Here is a 17,639-nt window from a genome sequence, read left to right as displayed (position 1 = left end):
TCCTTTTCACCATCAAATTTCGTCATTGGGACCAATCAAAAGACCATAAGAGAAAGCCTGGGTTCACAGAACCAAGGCTTTCTCGACAATCTGACGAAAACCTGCTCAATTTAGAGCAGGTTTTCGTTTGTAACAGTCAGCGTTTTTAGAATTGTAATCCGAAAAACTTTAAAAGGTAAGGAGTGAACCAGCTCTAAAATTTCTAACACTTTTATAAGTTTACATAATATACATTACCGGAACCTAAATAAAAATAAAGAAACTGTCTCAATTGGTTAAGTAATCTTAGGTATTGAGACAGGATTAAGAAATAATAACAATAAAACTTCTTCAATCTGTTTTAAAATTATCTTACATACTTTCATTAGGAGAATGCCTTTAGTTGCTACATGATTGAATTAAGTTTGATCATAACCGCCCTTACCTCTAGTCTCGATTGGTGAATCTTCCGCGTTAAATGAGTATGGTGTTGCTGCCAATAGTACGACTGCAATAAAAGCGATAATATACTTTTTCATCTTTGGCCATCTCCAATCACGTTTTGGTTTAACTTTGCTTGATAGGCAAGAGTATAATATTTTATTACATTTTCATTATCGCTCTTCTCCCTAAATATTTCAATTAATTCTTCTGCTAGTTCACAAACTTCGAATAACAATTCTTTTTCTTTTAATTCTCTCAAAGCTTTATCAACCATATTTATATCATCTAATTCATACAAACCTTCAATAAATTTACATCTAGCTCTGTACTCTAAATCATTATAAAACTGGACACTTGCTTTAGCTTTTTTCAAGATTATGAGAGCGCGCTCTTTTTCATCAAGTTTATATAATGAATGCGAAAGCTCTGTTAAACTATTCATTCCAAAATAAGAATTTTTATGCTCTTCTATCTCTAATGATTTTGTAAAGTAACTCGAAGCTAATTTATAATTTCCTTGAGAAAATTTGCTAAGACCTATTGATCTTAAAATAATGCCCGTTAATGTAGGGTATGTACTCTCATCTAGAGATTCTTTTAAGATTTGATCTCCTTTTTCATATTGCTTTATCTCGACGTAAATTAAGCCTATAATTTGCTTATTATTAATAGCTTTTTTAGGCAAATTCAACCTTCTAAAAGCGGTTTCTGCTTGTTCGAGATATGAAAGTGATATGAGATATTGATTAATACGATAGTAAGCGTACCCTAGATAACCTAAAAATTCAGCTTCTTCTGTGTCATCTTTTACATACTCTAATAATCGCTCAGCTTTCCTAAACATTTTAATGGATGTTCTATACTTTTGTTTGTTAAATTCATTTTGACCACTTACAAAATAATAAAGATATTTTAAATAATGATCCATTTCGGTTTCAACAAACTTAAATTGGTCCTTAAATTCTACACTTTTATTATTTCCATCTAGCATATTCTCATGTCTATACTCAACCAATGAGTAATAAGCCAGCATTTTATCGCTATTTTCCATATTCCCAACCATCGACTTCACTTCACTCTTCAGTAAAGTCGCTTCTTCATACGAACTTGACATAATGCAGCTATACCACTCTACAATTTTTGCACCCACTTCTTCGGCAGGTATTTTGTTCATCTGCAATGATATCACCTTCTTAAAATAATATGCTCTCGAAATAAATGTTAGATATACCGCTCGTTTTAATAACTGGGTCTCTAATTGCACGTACACTACATGCTTTAGCCTTTAATACATTAACAGCAATAGCGCTCTTCTTCACCCCCTCTTATAATTTTTCTAACTAATCCGACTATACCATATAAAGGAAGATAAATGTCAAAAAAACCAAGTTTCCCAACATCGATTAAATGTTGGGAAACTTGGTTTAACGATATGCTTATCATCTGATTTGTTTCTACTATATCATTGAAACCTTTTCAGTTCTAGATCGTAATTCTATGTACAAGGAGGTCATCATCATGTTAATTGCTGAACAATTATTCTTATTAACGACAAACCCTTCAACTGGAAAACCTTATATGAGCTCAACGCTCATGCATTGTTTGAGTGCTTCTTTAATTTCAGAGCTGCTGCTTAATGGGAATTTAGAGCTAAATAAAAAGAAAGTCTCTTTAATTCAATCAGAATCAACCGATCCTCTTTTACAAAAAACATTGACCTTGATTGCAAATAAACCTAATCGCTCAATCGATTATTGGGTTACACAGCTTCTTACTTCTCACAAGAACTTACACAATAAGATTGGTGATAAGCTCTCTGACCGAGGGGTTGTTTCTAAACAGGAAAAGAAAATTCTTGGTCTCTTCCCTTCAGTTGCTTTCCCATTCGAAAAAGGTGATCTTAGTGACGTTGTTAAAGATACATTTAACATAGTTCTGTCGAAGAAGCAAAGCCAGACTGAACTAAATTCACACGAAGAAAAAACTATTGTTCTTATGTCCCTGCTTCAAGGAAGTGGTTTGATCAAAAACGTCTATGATAACCGTTCAGAAGCACGTTTTGTTGAGAAAGAGATTAAGCGTATTACGAAGGACTTACCTGTAACGCAAGCGGTTAAAAAAGTGATGGACGTTGTTCAACTCGATCTCATTGTCGCTGCAACTACGGCAAGTGTAGCTGCATCATCAGACTCATCCTCTTCTTCTGATTGATTTGAGTAGAGGAACTTGTATTAATGCTCTTCTCTCCTTTTAAACGTTGATCCTCTTGATTCATGTGCATTGATAATTGTAAAAAAAGCATGTCTATCTAGTGCATAAATCGCTTTTTTTAAGCGCATGATTTCCATGCGCTTAACAACAACGTATAGGACATCCTTCTCTTCTCCGTTGTACCCCCCCTGCCCTTTTAAACGTGTCACACCCTTACCAAGCTTACAAGTAATCACTTTCGTTAACTCTTCATACTGATTGGAAACAATCATGACTACTTTCGTTGAATCTAGACCTTCTACAACAGCATCAATTGTTTTAGCTGCGACATAATACGTTAGAATAGAGTACATCGCGTTTTCCACACCAAAAACGAATGCCGCCCAACCGAACACAAAAATATTAAAAACGAGAACACATTCTCCAACAGTAAACGGTAGTTTTTTCGTTATTAGCAGCGAGAGAATTTCTGTCCCATCAAGCGCACCGCCATTACGGATAACAAGACCGACTCCAAGACCGAGCAAAAGTCCGCCAAATATTGTCGCAAGTAATGGGGTTGATGTTAACGGAGCTAAATGAAGGTGATGCAGCAGTGCCTCTGTTACAGCTAAGCCGATAATTCCAACGAGCGAAAATAAAAAAAACTGTAGCCCAAGATGCTTGTATCCTATGATTAGAAATGGAATGTTCAGTACAAGTACAAGTAGTCCAAAATTAATGGAGGTTAATGAGTTTAGAATCAACGAAATCCCAATGATTCCTCCGTCAATGATGCTGTTCGGCAAAAGAAACCATTCAATTGCGACAGCTGCTATAATGGCTCCTATTAAAACAAACACACAGCGAACCACTTGGTTTGTCGTCGACATAAATCGCTCACCCCTCCTTACTACTATGGACGACTGGGGAAAATTTATGCAAAAATACCCATCTTTTTGTCGGTCTTTAGCCTTAATTAAAGTGACAGAGTGACGAACTTTCTCTGAAGCCTTTAATCTTGCCCGATTTGATCCGATTTAAGACATAAGACAGATGTAAAGGAGACACACATGGACAAGTCATCAATAATCGGTATTATTTTAGGATTTGGGACCGTCATTCTTGGAATTCTATTAAAAGGTTCAAGTCTTGATGTTTTACTGAATCCAGCAGCGGTTGTCATAATCGTACTCGGAACAATCGCCACAGTTTTTATTGCTTTTCCCTATTCTGATATAAAGAGAATCCCTAAACTGTTTCGCGTGCTGTTCTCAAACAGTAAAGATGCATCACAAGCAGATATTATTAAGAAATTTGTTGAATATGCGACAATATCCCGTCGTGATGGAATGCTTGCTCTTGAAAGTAAGATTGAAGAAATAGATGATCCGTTTTTTCGGCAGGCTTCACGAATGATGATTGATGGTCAAGACCCTGATTACATTCGACATACGTTACATGAACGCATTGAGGCAATGCAGGATCGGCATGCTTCAGGTGCTGCAATTTTTAGCCAAGCTGGTACATACTCCCCTAGTCTCGGTGTGCTTGGAGCCGTTCTCGGTTTAATAGCTGCACTGGGGAATTTAGATGACATTACAATGCTCGGTGAATCGATTGCAGCAGCATTCGTTGCTACTTTGCTAGGTATTTTCTTTGGTTATGTGCTGTGGCATCCTTTTGCTAATAAACTAAAACGTAAATCTAAGATTGAAGTTTTGAATCAACATATGATTATTGAAGGAACTATCGCCATTATTAATGGAAGTTCACCAAGAGGCATTGAAGAATATTTATCTGTTTACATGGAGGAAAAAGATCAAAAGGCAGTTAAAGAAGGAGTAGAACAAGCCAATGTCACAGAAGCGGAGATCTAAAACTCGTTCTGACGATAATCATATCGACGAAACATGGCTCCTTCCTTATGCCGATATGCTGACCCTTCTCGTTGCTCTATTTATTGTTTTGTTCGCAATGGGACAAGTTGACCAAGCAAAGTATGACGAACTACGAGTTGTCTTATCAGATACATTAGGTGGGAGTGGAATTCTTGATCATCAAGATTCCATTGAGTCGAGTGATGAACCAACAATGACTAAAGAATACGAACTAGAAACCGTCACCCTTAGTGAAACTGCCCAAGCTGAAAAAACGGAACTGGAACAGCTGCAATCACGCTTAAACGGCTATATTGATGAGATGCAGCTTGCAGACCGCCTGCAAACCGAACTTGGTGCTTCCGGCTTGTTGATTACGATTAATGATGGCATTCTATTTGAATCAGGCAGCGCAGAGCTTCGGATGGAATCCCATGAGTTGATGGCACAGCTCTCTTCCATGCTAGCATCCGACCCACCGCGCTATATTCAGATCTCTGGTCACACTGATAATGTTCCAATGGCGAACGACCAATTTGACTCCAACTGGGATCTTAGTGGAGCCCGTGCAAACAATGTGATGAAGTTGTTTTTAGAATCAGGCTTTGTGGAACCGGCTCAGCTTTCTTTCACCGGTTACGGGGAATATCATCCAGTTGAATCAAACGAGACGGTTGAAGGTCGTCAAAGCAATCGTCGAGTTGAAGTGATGGTTCTACCACTTGAACCGATTGAATAATTATCATAGAAGAACGTACTTGCTTACATGCCACCAGCTCGTTGTTTAGATAACGACAGCTGGTGGCATTTTTGCCTCATTGGTGTTATTTGACAGCCTCTAATGGGCTGAACTACAATAGGAACACAGATAAAATGCATACTAGAGAAAGAAGGTGTGGCCTTGTCGCGAGAAGTTGGTTGGATGATTCTGCGCACGGTTGCGATCATTGTTTTTTTGATTGTTTTTGGATGGTTTGTCGCACGGGTTTTCTCCCTTACATACCCTTTTTGGTTTGCTGCGTTATTCGCTTGGATGCTGCAGCCAGTCGCACGCTTTTTCCAGTACAAGCTTAAGTTTAATCGCGGTCTTGCCAGCCTTTTTGGTTTGCTAGGCGGCATTCTTGCCATTAGTGCAGTTATTACAGGTATTGTTTTATTGGTCTATTACAGCTTGCGCTCCTTCATTGAACAAGTCCCTACTTGGATTGAAGAAGGGGCAGCGAAAGTTCAGATCTTCTTTAATGAAAGTATCTGGCCTCTTTGGCAGCAAGTGCTAGGAGCATTTGATCAGTTCGATAATGGTTCAAATAGCGCACTCACCGAAGCAATTAATCAAATAGGTACATCGCTAAGTAATTTCCTCGGTGACCTTGGACAAGGCATTCTCGATGTTGTGGGGAGCATCTTACTCGGCTTACCAAGCTTTCTTGTCGCTTTCTTATTTATTATCTTGAGCATTTACTTTATGGGGAAAAGCTGGAGCTTTTATCAAGCTGTCTACAGAAGGCATGTACCTGGAACCCTTCGTCGGAAAGGGAAAGAATTTACTCAGGCTGTAAGAGTGCGGTTATTCGGCTTCATACGTGCGCAACTCATATTGATGTTCGTTACAGCCGTTATTGTATTCATCGGCTTGCTTATCTTAGGTGTAGAAAATTCTTGGATGCTTGCTATTGTTGTTGGGATTGCTGAACTGCTGCCTTACTTAGGAACGGGAACGATATTAATTCCTTGGTTCGTTTATTTATTTATTACCGGCGATATTTCTGGAGGGCTTGGAATTGCCATTCTCTATGTTATTATTGTCATCATTAGACAAATGCTAGAACCAAAGATTCTATCAACCAATATGAATTTAAACCCCGTTGCTGTCTTAATTTCATTGTTCGCTGGTCTACAAATGTTCGGTGCTTTTGGCTTGTTCCTCGGCCCAGTTATTCTTGTTTTAATCGTTATATTAAACGATGTTGGATTTTTCCGTTCAATTGTTCAGTTTATCCGCGTCGGATTTACAGATACAGAAAGAAAATAACCACAGCAATCGCTGTGGTTATTTTTATTGATTGGATTCTTCGTCCTTTTCGTTACGATAATGTAAGTCCGCATCCATCTCACTCGAATGCTCACCTGCATCCTGTTCCCGATTAAGCTCTCTCGTCGTTTCAGTTTCCCGATTCATCTCCGCGTGAGCTAGACCTGCAGCTGAATCTTCTTCACTACTGTCAGCATATGGTGCTTCCTCTTCTTCCTGTGCTTCCATTGTCCGCTTTGCATAAGGAAGCGCTTCTAATCGTTCATAGGGAATTTCTTCACCTGTCTCCACGCATATCCCATAAGAGCCATCTTCCATCCGTTCTAACGCTTCGTTAATCTCCGAAAGGCGTTCTTGGTCTGCCTCATCTATTGTCTGCGACATCACCCGCTCCTCGTACTCTGAAGCTGTCTCAGCAATGTGGTTGTCGACTCCTCTTGCTATATCGCCACGGGCTTCTGACATCTCTCCATCAGGCGTCCCGGTTCTATTCTCAATGCTTGCTTTCATATCTTCTAATTCTTCTTTTAAAAATGATAGTTGTTTTTTCGTTAATGGCATAAGTAAGCCCTCCTTCTTTCTTATTATCTGTTATTCCCTTTTCCAATTTATTAAAACAAAAAAACTCCTTCACAAAGAAGGAGTTAGAGCACATCTCGCTTTTTGAAGAGGATGTGAGCAATCACCGCAAATACAACAACATGCAGTAGAATAAATAGAATCGACTGCCAACTGCGTTCAAACGGGGTTGTCATAAAGACGGCGCCAACGTCGCCCATGCCGTACAAACCGACTAAATCAAGATGGGTAAGAACAATCCATTTCGGCCACTCGTAAAATTCTAATAAGATATTAAACAATCCACCAAAGAAGTATGGGACAAGCGTAATGATAATCGTAACGGCTGTACTTCTTGTTAATGCTGCAAACAATGCCGCTAAAAATAGATAAAACAGCATCGTCGGAATAGATAAATAGATAAATTCAAGCGCCTGTCCACCCATTGCTGACCAGGTCGAAGCCGAATCAAAAAAGATCATATTCAACAAATAGAGGATGAGTACTAACAAACTAATGAGTAAGATTCCTAGAATACTCATACTGAACCATTTTACAAATAATAATTTGTTTCGAGACACAGGTCGAATTAACAGCTGCTTAATTGTACCGGAACGATATTCACCAGCGATGGCACCAGTAATCTGGACAACCATATAAATATTTACAAAAGGTACTAGTGTTGTAAAACCAAGGAGAAGAAAAAAGGGTCCACCGAGTTCTCCCTCACTAAAGGAGAGTAAAAAGCCGGTTAATATGCTTCCCAATAAAATACAGACAGCCAAAACAAGGAGAAACACCCAAATTTTTCTGCCGTGCCATGCTTTGATCCATTCGTTTTTCATTAAAGCCATCATAGATTTAGTCCTCCTTTACCATCCGTTAAGGAGAAATAAGCGTCTTCTAAGCGTTTCTTGTAAGACACACTGTAAACAGCAAGCTGCGCTTGACTAAGCGCGTGAATGACTTGGGGAATCTCTTGATACGCTACTTCATGAATCTCGATTCCGTCACCAGAGAGGTTCGTCTTCCACTCCTGCTGGAGCACCTCAAGCGCTTGTTCTTGTGGTGAAACTTCAATGGTCACCGTCATTTTATCTGCTTCATTAGCGATGGTCTTTACGCTAACTTCGTCAACAAGCTTTCCTTCTTGAATAATAACGGCTCGGTCACATAACAGTTCAATTTCGCTTAGCTGATGACTGGATACGAGTAGCGTCACTTCATCTTCTTGAGCTAGCTTTTGCAAGTAGTCACGCAAATCGCGTATTCCTTGTGGATCAAGACCGTTTGTTGGTTCGTCAAGGATAAGAACGCTCGGGCTATGTAAAATTGAAATGGCAATTCCAAGTCGTTGCTTCATTCCTAACGAATACGATTTTACTTTTTTATGTATCGCATGTTCTAAATCAACCAGCCGCACAACTTCATCAATTCGCGCTTGTTCGATTGGTCTTGGATTCATATCTGCAAAGTGTTTCAAGTTTTGCATTCCTGTTAAGTAAAGGTACAAATCAGGATTTTCAACGATGGCTCCAATATGTTCCAATGCTTGCTCTCTGTTCTTTGAAATGCTATTGCCTTCAATAAACACTTCTCCACTGTCTGGCTTAATCAGAGAGACAATCATGCGAATCGTTGTTGTTTTCCCTGAACCATTTGGTCCTAAGAAGCCGTAAATTTTTCCGCGTTCAAGCGAAAACGATAAATCATGAATAATTTGTTTTTTTCCTAAAGTCTTATTCAATTTCTCAACGACGAGCGGATGCTCATTCATTTTCATTCCATCACACCTTTCTTTCCAATTACACCCATTATACGTGTAGGTGCAAGCTTCCGTACAGCAATATGGCCTATTTTACTCAAAAGAAAAAACGCTGATGAATCTCAGCGTTTTTATTCGAGTGCGGTTGGATCAATAAACGGTTTTAATAAACGGGCATCTCCAAGAGCATTTTGGTCAAATGCATAGGAACCGTTTGAGTAACGATCTGACTTGCGATAGTCCTTTGCTTGGATAAACACATCTTCATCCGTTTCCGTTTCAATTACAAATGCTTGGTTCTGTTCCGTAATCCGTTGTAATCCAATTAGTCGATGTGGGTTGCTTTTTAATTCCCGCAGTAACAGTAAGCCTCGTTTTGCTCGGCTTGATTTTTCAAATTCCGTAATTGCCATTCGCTTAACTGCACCACGCTGGGTTGCACAAATGAATTCTACCGTTTCTTCAAGCTCAAACGCTTCAACAGCAACGATAGCATCGCCATCTTTTAAATTCATGCCTTTCACACCGGCAGCACGTTGGCCCACGTGAGACACATCCGTTTCAGAAAACCAAAGTCCGTACCCATAAGATGTAGCTGCAAACAATTCTTTCCGTCCATTTGTGAGCTGAACAGAGATTACTTCATCCCCTTGCTTTAACTTCAAAGCCATCAATGGTTTTGAATGCCGCTGCGCTTGATAAAGACTAAGCTGGGTTCGTTTTGCCATTCCTTGTTTTGTCATAAATAGTAAAGATTGATCCTCTTTAAATTCACGAATAATCTTCGCAGCAATAATGTCATCTTCCTGTTCAAGTGGGACGAGGTTTGCTACATGTTGACCGTCATCTTTCCAGCGGATATCGGGAAGCTGATGAACAGGGACATACAAATAACTCCCATAACGTGTGAAGAGAAGCAGAACATCCGTTGTGCTTGCTACACTTGAATGGAGGAGCTCATCACCTTTTTTCATACCAGGGGCTTCTTTACTTGAAGCGGTGTAAGATCGTATGCTCGTGCGCTTCACATAACCAGCAGATGTAATCGTCACACGAACATCTTCCGCTGCAATCAACTCATCCATGTTAATTTTTAGCTCTTCAATTTCTTCATTAATGACCGTTCTACGTTCAGATGCGAATTTCTTTTTAACCCCGTTTAATTCTTTTTTTATAACGGAGATTAATTTTTTCTCACTCGCAAGAATGGATTGAAGCTCAGCAATTTTTTTCTTTAATTCATCGGCTTCTTTTTGCAGTGTTGTAATATCTGTGTTTGTTAAACGATAGAGCTGTAAGTTTACAATCGCTTCCGACTGAGCTTCGGTAAACGCAAACTCATTCTGTAAATTAAGCTTTGCGTCTTTTTTATCCTTTGACGCACGAATTACGCGAATCACTTCATCTAATATTGATACGGCTTTAATAAGACCTTCAACAATATGTGCACGTTCTTCAGCACGATTTAATTCAAATTGAGACTTACGGGTAAAAACTTGCTTTTGGTGATCAATGTAAGCTTGTAGAAGTGCCTTTAACCCCATAAGTTGAGGCGTTTTATTGTAAATGGCCACCATATTAAAATGGTACATCACTTGCAAATCTGTGTGCTTGAGCAAGTAATGGAGGATTGCATTTGGTTCGGCATCTTTTTTCAATTCGACCACGATACGCATACCTGTTCGGTCCGTATCGTCTCGAACCTCGGCAATACCATCGACTTTTTTATCGAAGCGAATTTCATCCATTTTTTTAACCAGATTTGCTTTGACGACTTCATATGGTAGCTCAGTAATCACAATCTGCTTTCTGCCACCACGCACTTCCTCGATATCCGTCTTAGCACGAACAACGACTTTTCCCTTGCCTGTTTCATATGCTTGGCGAATGCCATCAAGGCCCTGAACAATACCGCCTGTAGGGAAATCAGGTCCTTTTACAATTTGCAGGAGCTCATCAATGGTTGTCTGTGGATTTTCCATTAACTTTACGGTACCATCAATGATCTCTGATAAATGGTGTGGAGGAATATCCGTTGCATAACCAGCAGAAATTCCCGTCGAGCCATTAACAAGTAAATTGGGGTACATGGCCGGTAGAACAACAGGCTCTTCAATTGAATCATCGAAGTTAGGGATATAATCAACCGTACCTTTTTCGAGGTCTCGCATTAATTCTGCGCTAATGGCCGACAACCTTGCTTCCGTATAACGCATCGCAGCAGGAGGATCCCCATCGACTGAGCCATTGTTTCCATGCATATCAATGAGAAGTTGACGCAGCTTCCAGTCCTGACTCATCCGCACCATGGCATCATAAACAGAACTATCACCATGCGGGTGGTAGTTACCGATTACGTTCCCAACTGTTTTTGCGGCTTTGCGATAAGGCTTATCCGCTGTGTTCCCATCATTAAACATAGCGTAAAGAATCCGGCGCTGAACAGGCTTTAAACCGTCGCGGGCATCCGGCAACGCTCGTTCTTGAATAATGTACTTACTATAGCGACTAAAGCGATCACCAATTACATCTTCTAAAGGAAGGTCAAGGTACCGTTCTGATTTTGCCAATTACTTCTCCTCCCCAACGTGCAGATTTTCATTTTCCAATATATTCGTATCTTCTTCGAGACCAAATGCCACATGAGATTCAATCCATTTCCGGCGCGGCTCTACTTTATCACCCATTAATGTCGTCACGTGGTTCTCCGCCCTTGCTGCATCTTCAAGACGAACACGTATAAGCGTTCGTGTAACTGGGTCCATCGTTGTTTCCCATAGCTGAGTTGCGTTCATTTCACCCAGTCCTTTATAACGCTGGACCACCGATCCTCGCCCAATGTTCTTTAGCGCCTTTTGTAGCTCGTCTTCATCCCAGGCATATTCTAACACTTCTTTTTTTCCTGTTCCTCTGCTTACTTTATATAAAGGAGGTAAGGCAATATAAATCTTTCCTGCATCAAGTAGTGGTTTCATATAGCGGTAAAAGAACGTTAATAATAATACTTGGATATGAGCGCCATCTGTATCTGCATCGGTCATAATGACGATCTTATCGTAGTTACAATCATCGATCTCAAAGTCAGCTCCGACGCCTGCCCCAATTGTATGAATGATTGTCCGTATTTCTTCATTTTTCATTATGTCATCTAGCTTTGCTTTTTCTGTGTTAATCACTTTTCCACGTAGAGGCAATACAGCCTGGAACTTGCGGTCGCGTCCTTGTTTAGCAGAGCCTCCGGCAGAATCGCCCTCGACTAAGTATAGTTCGTTTCGATCTGGATTCCTGGACTGGGCCGGTGTTAACTTCCCACTTAAGAGCACGTCTTTTCGCTTGTTTTTCTTACCGTTTCGAGCGTCTTCTCGCGCTTTTCTTGCAGCTTCTCGCGCTTGAGCCGCTTTGATTGCTTTTTTCAAGAGAGTTGTCGCCACTGTCGGGTTTTCTTCAAGGAAGTACGACAACTTCTCTGAAATGATTGCATCGACAGCCGACCGAGCTTCTGGTGTACCAAGCTTGCTTTTTGTTTGTCCCTCAAACTGAAGCTTGGCTTCGGGCACACGAACAGAAATAATGGCTGTAAATCCTTCACGAATATCTGAACCATCAAGGTTCTTATCTTTTTCTTTTAACAAACCAACTTTTTTCGCATGTTCATTCATCAATCGAGTCATCGCTGTTTTTGTTCCTAATTCATGGGTACCACCATCGCGCGTTCGAACATTATTCACAAAGGATAGTACGTTTTCCGTATAGGCATCATGGAATTGAAAGGCAAAATCCATTTCAATTTCATTAACAGTGCCCGAAAAGGAAACAACGGAATGCAGCGGCTCTTTTCCTTCATTCATGTAATCAACGAACGCTTCAAGCCCTGTTTCAAATTTAAAAATTTCTTCCGCTTCTTTTCCAACACGCTCATCTTTAAGAATAATTTCTACGCCTTTTAGTAAGAATGCCGCCTCTCGCAAACGTTGTGACAATGTTTCAAAATTAAACTGAATGGTTGAAAACATTGTTGGATCCGGTTTAAAACGTACGGTCGTTCCAGAAGAACGCGTTTTCCCCTTTTTTTCTAACGTTGTAACAGGCTTCCCTCCATTTTCAAATCGCTGCACATAACGAGACCCATCACGTTTAATATCGACTTCAAGCCATTCAGAAAGTGCATTTACTACAGACGCACCTACTCCGTGAAGTCCGCCACTCGTGGCGTAACCTCCTTGTCCAAATTTTCCACCTGCATGAAGCACGGTGAAAATAACTTCTGGTGTTGGTTTACCTGAACGGTGCATCCCAACCGGCATTCCTCTTCCTTCATCTTGAACAGAAATGCTTTCATCTTTATGTACGGTAACATGTATGGTCGCTCCATGCCCTCCAAGCGCCTCATCGACAGCGTTATCAACAATTTCATATACTAAATGATGCAATCCCCGAACATCCGTTGATCCAATGTACATTCCAGGGCGTTTCCTTACTGCTTCTAGCCCCTCGAGTACTTGAATGGAATCATCGTTGTAATCCATATGCTGTTTGGCCATTCCGTTCCCCTTTCTCGTTCCCCTACAAGTGTAGCACATATACGAACAATCGTTCTATACCCTAAAATGAATCTATCTTCTCTATTTTAGCCATTGTTTTCCTTCTTGCAACAGTTTTTTCTAAATAGACCTTATCACGATGTGGTTTACAACTGCAAATTTAGTTAGAAAAAACCCGCACAGGAACACCTGTACGGGGAACGATTTATTTGAACTTTGCATGCTCTACTTTAATGCAACAATCCATTATTGTTTCCACACCATTGTCTTGAAGATACTCGTATGCTTCCTCGTTGACCACACCTAATTGTGACCAGAACACGTCAATCCCAGCTTCGACCGTATCTTTCGCTAATTCCGGCAAAAACTCGCTTCTGCGAAAGATGTTAACCATGTCCACATCGACATCAATCTCTTTTATAGAAGGGTATGATTTTTCACCCAAAACGGTATCAGCATTTGGATTAACCGGAATAATGGTATACCCTGCCCGTTGCATCGCTTCAGACACCATATAACTTGTCCGATTTGGGTTATCAGATAGTCCTACAACGGCAATGCGCTTCTTCGTGTGCAGCACTTCTTTGATTCGTTGATCAGATGGATTTTTCATCGTAAACAGCTCCTTATACGTTTAGTCAAGCAACCCTTTTTCAGTTAAGAAATCACGGGCGACATCTGACGGATCTTCATCTTCAATGTCAACACGGTAATTTAACTCAGAAATTTCTTCAACCGTACCCACACCAGCTAATTGATTTAATAGATCTTCTATTTCTGGATAGTTTTCAAGCGCAAAGTTATTTACGAGCGGCGCTGCTTGATACGGCGGGAATAGGTCTTGATCATCTTCTAGTACAACCATATCATACTCAACAAGCTGTGGATCTGTTGAGAAAACGTCGCTTAAAACAATACTACCATTGCTAATAGCTTGATAACGCGTAGACACATCAATCGAGGTTACATCTGCAAATGAAAACCCATAGACATCCTCAAAACCAGCATACCCATCTTCACGGTCGATAAACTCAAACGTAAAGCCAACGCTTAGTTCATTCGCATACGGGATTAAGTCAGAAATCGTTGTCACACCGTACTCTTCCGCTAGTTGCCTAGGCATAGCTAAGGCATATGTGTTTTGAAAGCCCATCGGCTCTAAGAAATGAAACCCATACTCCTCGAATATCCCATCACGCGCTTCTTGATACGATTCTTCTTCATCATAACTAAAGTCTTCTCGGTTTAATAAATCAGCCAACACCGTTCCACTGAATTCTGGATAGATATCGACATCACCTACTTGTAATGCATTAAAGTTTACGCTTGTTGCTCCAAGCTGGGAGATAACCTCAACATCTAAATCGGTCTCCGCCTCAATCAGATGTTTATACATATTAGCGAGAATAGGTGGTTCTGGTCCTAACTTGCCACCGATAACCAAATCAGGTTCATCTTGAAAAGCAGATACAATCGGCTGAATTAGAACAATAACAAGAGCAATTGCTACGACGACTACCATTGGCTTATAAGATGCTCGTTTGTTTTTCTTTGAGCCTCTTTCTGTTAAACGAAGGATAAGATCTAACGCAATTGCCAAGAGTGCAGCCGGTAACGCACCGAATACAATGTATTCATTGTTTGTTCGCTGAATCCCCGTCATGATAATTTGTCCTAAACCACCCCCACCAACAAGAGCAGCAAGCGTAGCGGTCCCGACAATTAACACCATTGATGTTCGAATACCTGCCATAATAGTAGGCATAGCAAGCGGTAACTCAACTTTAATTAAGCTTCGGTAGGAATTCATGCCCATGCCTCGAGCGGCTTCAACAATCGGCGCATCGACTTCCTTAATGCCTGTATATGTATTTCTCAAAATCGGTAACAAGGCATATGCGGTTAGCGCAATAATAGCTGGCGTTGTCCCAATCCCAACAAACAAGACAAGAAAGCCAAGCAAAGCAAGAGAAGGGATTGTTTGCAAGACTGCTGCCACACCGATAACCCACTCAGAGTACCGGTTATACCGCGTTAACAAAATTCCTATCGGCACGGCAATTGCTACAGCAATTAACAACGATACAAGCGAGAGCTGAACATGTTCCCAAAATGAATTTAAAAGTAAATCAGATCGTTCTTGAAAAAGCGTTACATATGATTCCCAAAAATTTGCCATCCATATATTTTGCATCATCCAAACGATCGTTCGTGTCCTGCTTGGATACGCATTCCTCTATTCACTACACCAGGACAATGCCTATTTTTTTCTTTTATCGTCTGTTAATGAACCGTTAATCTGGCTAGATCCTTATAGGAAATCACACCGATTAGTGTGTCATTATCTTTAACCAAAACAGCTGGTAACTGCTGTTGTTCCATCGCTTCAAAAGCGTCTTTTAAAGAGCTTGTTCGTTGAACGATTAGTAAATTCGCTAATTGTTGACCATGAAAATAAGTTGTAACCAATTGCTTATGATTATCAATGACAAACTGCAAATGCAAACTTTGCTCGTTAACTTGATCAACAACATACTGACTTTGGTCTAGCGGGACGATAGCATCCTTTAACTGAGGTTCTTGCAAGCCCGTGGAGCGCCCGATAAAATCTGAAACAGCGCTTGATGCTGGATTTTGGTACAATTCTTCAGCAGTACCTATCTGCAAAAGCTTACCACCCTCCATCATCCCTATTCGATCACCAAGCTTTGTCGCTTCACTCATATCATGGGTAACAAAGACAATGGTCTTTTTAATTTTTTGCTGGAGTTCTTTAATATCATTCTGTAACTGCTCGCGAACAAGAGGATCAAGTGCACTAAAAGGCTCGTCCATCAGGATAATATCGGGGTCCCCAGCAAGAGCTCTAGCTACGCCCACACGCTGTTGTTGCCCTCCGGATAAATCAGCAGGAAGTCGGTCACGATAAGTAGCTGGCTCCATGCCAACTAGTTCAAGTAAATCATCAACGCGTTTGGCAATATCCCCTTGTTTCCATTTCTTCATCTCCGGAACCACTGCGATGTTTTCTGCCACTGTCATATGCGGAAATAGAGCAATTTGCTGCAACACATACCCAATATTCCACCTTAATTCATGAAGATTAACCTCTCGATGGTTTGAGCCATTAATGGTAATTGCACCATTAGAAGGATCAATTAACCGATTAATCATTTTTAGCGTTGTTGTTTTTCCACAGCCGCTTGGACCGATTAAAACAAAGAATTCACCGCGCTCAATTGTAAACGATAACTCTTTTACTGCTTTCGTATCTTCTGAAAACGATTTGTCTACTTGTTGAAACGTAATCAAAGTATCCCTTCACCTCTCTCTTTCAAAAAACGTCTTATGAATATACCCGAATTGATGAAATTTAATCCCTTTTTTAACGTAAATTTAATTGGAACAGAAAAACGCACACGAGCTTTACTCATGTGCGTTTGTTCTGTTTATAAAAAAGCTGCAGCACCGGTCTGAAAGCCGGATTGCCCAATTGACTGACCACCGTCAATGGTAATACATGTCCCATTAATATAAGCACCTTCATCTGACGAAAGGTACCCAGCAAGTTTGGCAACCTCTTCACCTTTACCAAAACGCTGGAGCGGGACACTCTTTAGTGCCATTTTATGCGCTTTTTCACTTTGAATTAATTTATCTACACCACCAGTATCTTCAATTGGTCCTGGAGCGATCGCGTTCACGCGAATTCCGTATCTTGAACCCCATTCAACCGCGAGCGTTTTTGTCATCGCAAGAACACCGGCCTTGGCGCTGGCGGAATGAACAACTCCTGGTCCACCTGTCCATGCATAGGTCGCAACAATGTTAATAATAGACCCTTTTTCCTTACGATCAATCCATTGCTTACCGACTAGTTGTGACAAATGCCATGTCCCGTTTAAAACAATGTCGATGACAGCATTCCAGCCGTTTTCACTTAACTCTTCCGCCGGTACTAAAAAGTTACCCGCTGCATTGTTAATCAAGTCCGTTATCGGACCGACGGTTGCATAAACATCATCAACCATTGCTGCAAGATCAGCCCGATTTCGAACATCAACAGCATACGTTTTTATTTGGTTTGGATACGTTTCAAGCTCAAGCTTCGTCTCTGCTAAACGCTCTTCGTTTCTTGCACAAATTACAACCTTAGCTCCATGCTGTGAGAAATAATGGGCCATCGCCTTGCCCATACCGCTACTTCCACCTGTAATTAACACTACTTTTTCTTTCATACGACCCTCTCC

General features: G+C 40.6%; 15 protein-coding genes. 4 read left to right on the top strand and 11 right to left on the bottom strand.

What is annotated here, in order from left to right:
- Positions 1-514: 514 nt before the first annotated feature.
- Positions 515-1,597: a response regulator aspartate phosphatase gene (locus tag JOC54_RS17185; RefSeq protein WP_239586804.1), complete on the bottom strand. Its 1,083-nt coding sequence runs from the start codon at positions 1,595-1,597 to the stop codon at positions 515-517.
- A 344-nt stretch (positions 1,598-1,941) separates the two neighbouring features.
- On the opposite strand from JOC54_RS17185, the gene JOC54_RS17180 reads away from it, so the two are divergent.
- On the top strand, positions 1,942-2,634 hold the full coding sequence (locus JOC54_RS17180) for a GOLPH3/VPS74 family protein (protein ID WP_204467801.1): 693 nt from the start codon (positions 1,942-1,944) through the stop codon (positions 2,632-2,634).
- A gap of 20 nt (positions 2,635-2,654) precedes the next feature.
- On the opposite strand, the gene JOC54_RS17175 is transcribed toward JOC54_RS17180, so the two are convergent.
- The gene (locus JOC54_RS17175) at positions 2,655-3,506 is read right to left on the bottom strand and encodes a YitT family protein (RefSeq protein WP_035420666.1); all 852 of its coding nucleotides are present in this window, start codon (positions 3,504-3,506) and stop codon (positions 2,655-2,657) included.
- A gap of 180 nt (positions 3,507-3,686) precedes the next feature.
- Here JOC54_RS17175 and motA point away from each other — a divergent pair, with 180 nt between their 5' ends.
- The 3 genes from motA (at position 3,687) to ytvI (ending at position 6,525) form a co-directional block, all read left to right on the top strand.
- Entirely contained in the window at positions 3,687-4,493 is an 807-nt protein-coding gene (gene motA / locus JOC54_RS17170) for a flagellar motor stator protein MotA (protein ID WP_035442221.1), read from the top strand.
- Positions 4,471-5,232, top strand: coding sequence for an OmpA family protein (locus tag JOC54_RS17165; RefSeq protein WP_035420665.1), 762 nt, complete (start codon positions 4,471-4,473; stop codon positions 5,230-5,232). Before motA ends, JOC54_RS17165 begins: the two co-directional genes overlap by 23 nt.
- A 162-nt stretch (positions 5,233-5,394) precedes the next feature.
- Positions 5,395-6,525 (top strand): sporulation integral membrane protein YtvI, encoded by a 1,131-nt coding sequence (gene ytvI / locus JOC54_RS17160; protein WP_035420662.1) that lies wholly within the window; start codon positions 5,395-5,397, stop codon positions 6,523-6,525.
- A 24-nt stretch (positions 6,526-6,549) separates the two neighbouring features.
- On the opposite strand, the gene JOC54_RS17155 is transcribed toward ytvI, so the two are convergent.
- From JOC54_RS17155 to fadH, 9 genes are all read right to left on the bottom strand, one after another.
- Positions 6,550-7,086 (bottom strand): TraR/DksA family transcriptional regulator, encoded by a 537-nt coding sequence (locus JOC54_RS17155; RefSeq protein WP_081761290.1) that lies wholly within the window; start codon positions 7,084-7,086, stop codon positions 6,550-6,552.
- Positions 7,087-7,169: 83 nt separating this feature from the next.
- Positions 7,170-7,940 carry an ABC transporter permease gene (locus JOC54_RS17150; RefSeq protein ID WP_204467799.1) on the bottom strand — a complete coding sequence of 257 codons (771 nt, stop codon included), beginning with the start codon at positions 7,938-7,940 and terminating at the stop codon, positions 7,170-7,172.
- Positions 7,937-8,860: an ABC transporter ATP-binding protein gene (locus JOC54_RS17145; protein ID WP_035420715.1), complete on the bottom strand. Its 924-nt coding sequence runs from the start codon at positions 8,858-8,860 to the stop codon at positions 7,937-7,939. Before JOC54_RS17145 ends, JOC54_RS17150 begins: the two co-directional genes overlap by 4 nt.
- A 119-nt stretch (positions 8,861-8,979) precedes the next feature.
- Positions 8,980-11,418, bottom strand: a complete 2,439-nt coding sequence (gene parC / locus JOC54_RS17140) for a DNA topoisomerase IV subunit A (protein WP_204467796.1) — start codon at positions 11,416-11,418, stop codon at positions 8,980-8,982.
- Positions 11,419-13,389 carry a DNA topoisomerase IV subunit B gene (parE, locus tag JOC54_RS17135; protein WP_035441728.1) on the bottom strand — a complete coding sequence of 657 codons (1,971 nt, stop codon included), beginning with the start codon at positions 13,387-13,389 and terminating at the stop codon, positions 11,419-11,421. It abuts the gene before it with no gap.
- A gap of 205 nt (positions 13,390-13,594) precedes the next feature.
- Positions 13,595-14,002, bottom strand: a complete 408-nt coding sequence (locus tag JOC54_RS17130; protein WP_204467794.1) for a CoA-binding protein — start codon at positions 14,000-14,002, stop codon at positions 13,595-13,597.
- A gap of 21 nt (positions 14,003-14,023) precedes the next feature.
- Entirely contained in the window at positions 14,024-15,583 is a 1,560-nt protein-coding gene (locus tag JOC54_RS17125) for an ABC transporter permease/substrate-binding protein (protein ID WP_204467805.1), read from the bottom strand.
- Between the two features lie 89 nt (positions 15,584-15,672).
- Positions 15,673-16,701, bottom strand: coding sequence for an ABC transporter ATP-binding protein (locus tag JOC54_RS17120; RefSeq protein ID WP_204467792.1), 1,029 nt, complete (start codon positions 16,699-16,701; stop codon positions 15,673-15,675).
- A gap of 137 nt (positions 16,702-16,838) precedes the next feature.
- The gene (gene fadH, locus JOC54_RS17115; RefSeq protein WP_204467790.1) at positions 16,839-17,627 is read right to left on the bottom strand and encodes a 2,4-dienoyl-CoA reductase; all 789 of its coding nucleotides are present in this window, start codon (positions 17,625-17,627) and stop codon (positions 16,839-16,841) included.
- Between the last annotated feature and the right edge of the window lie 12 nt (positions 17,628-17,639).

Source organism: Shouchella xiaoxiensis (assembly GCF_016907895.1).
GTDB classification, from domain to species: Bacteria; Bacillota; Bacilli; order Bacillales; family Bacillaceae_D; genus Shouchella; species Shouchella xiaoxiensis.
This window is presented reverse-complemented; position numbering and strand designations above follow the sequence as displayed.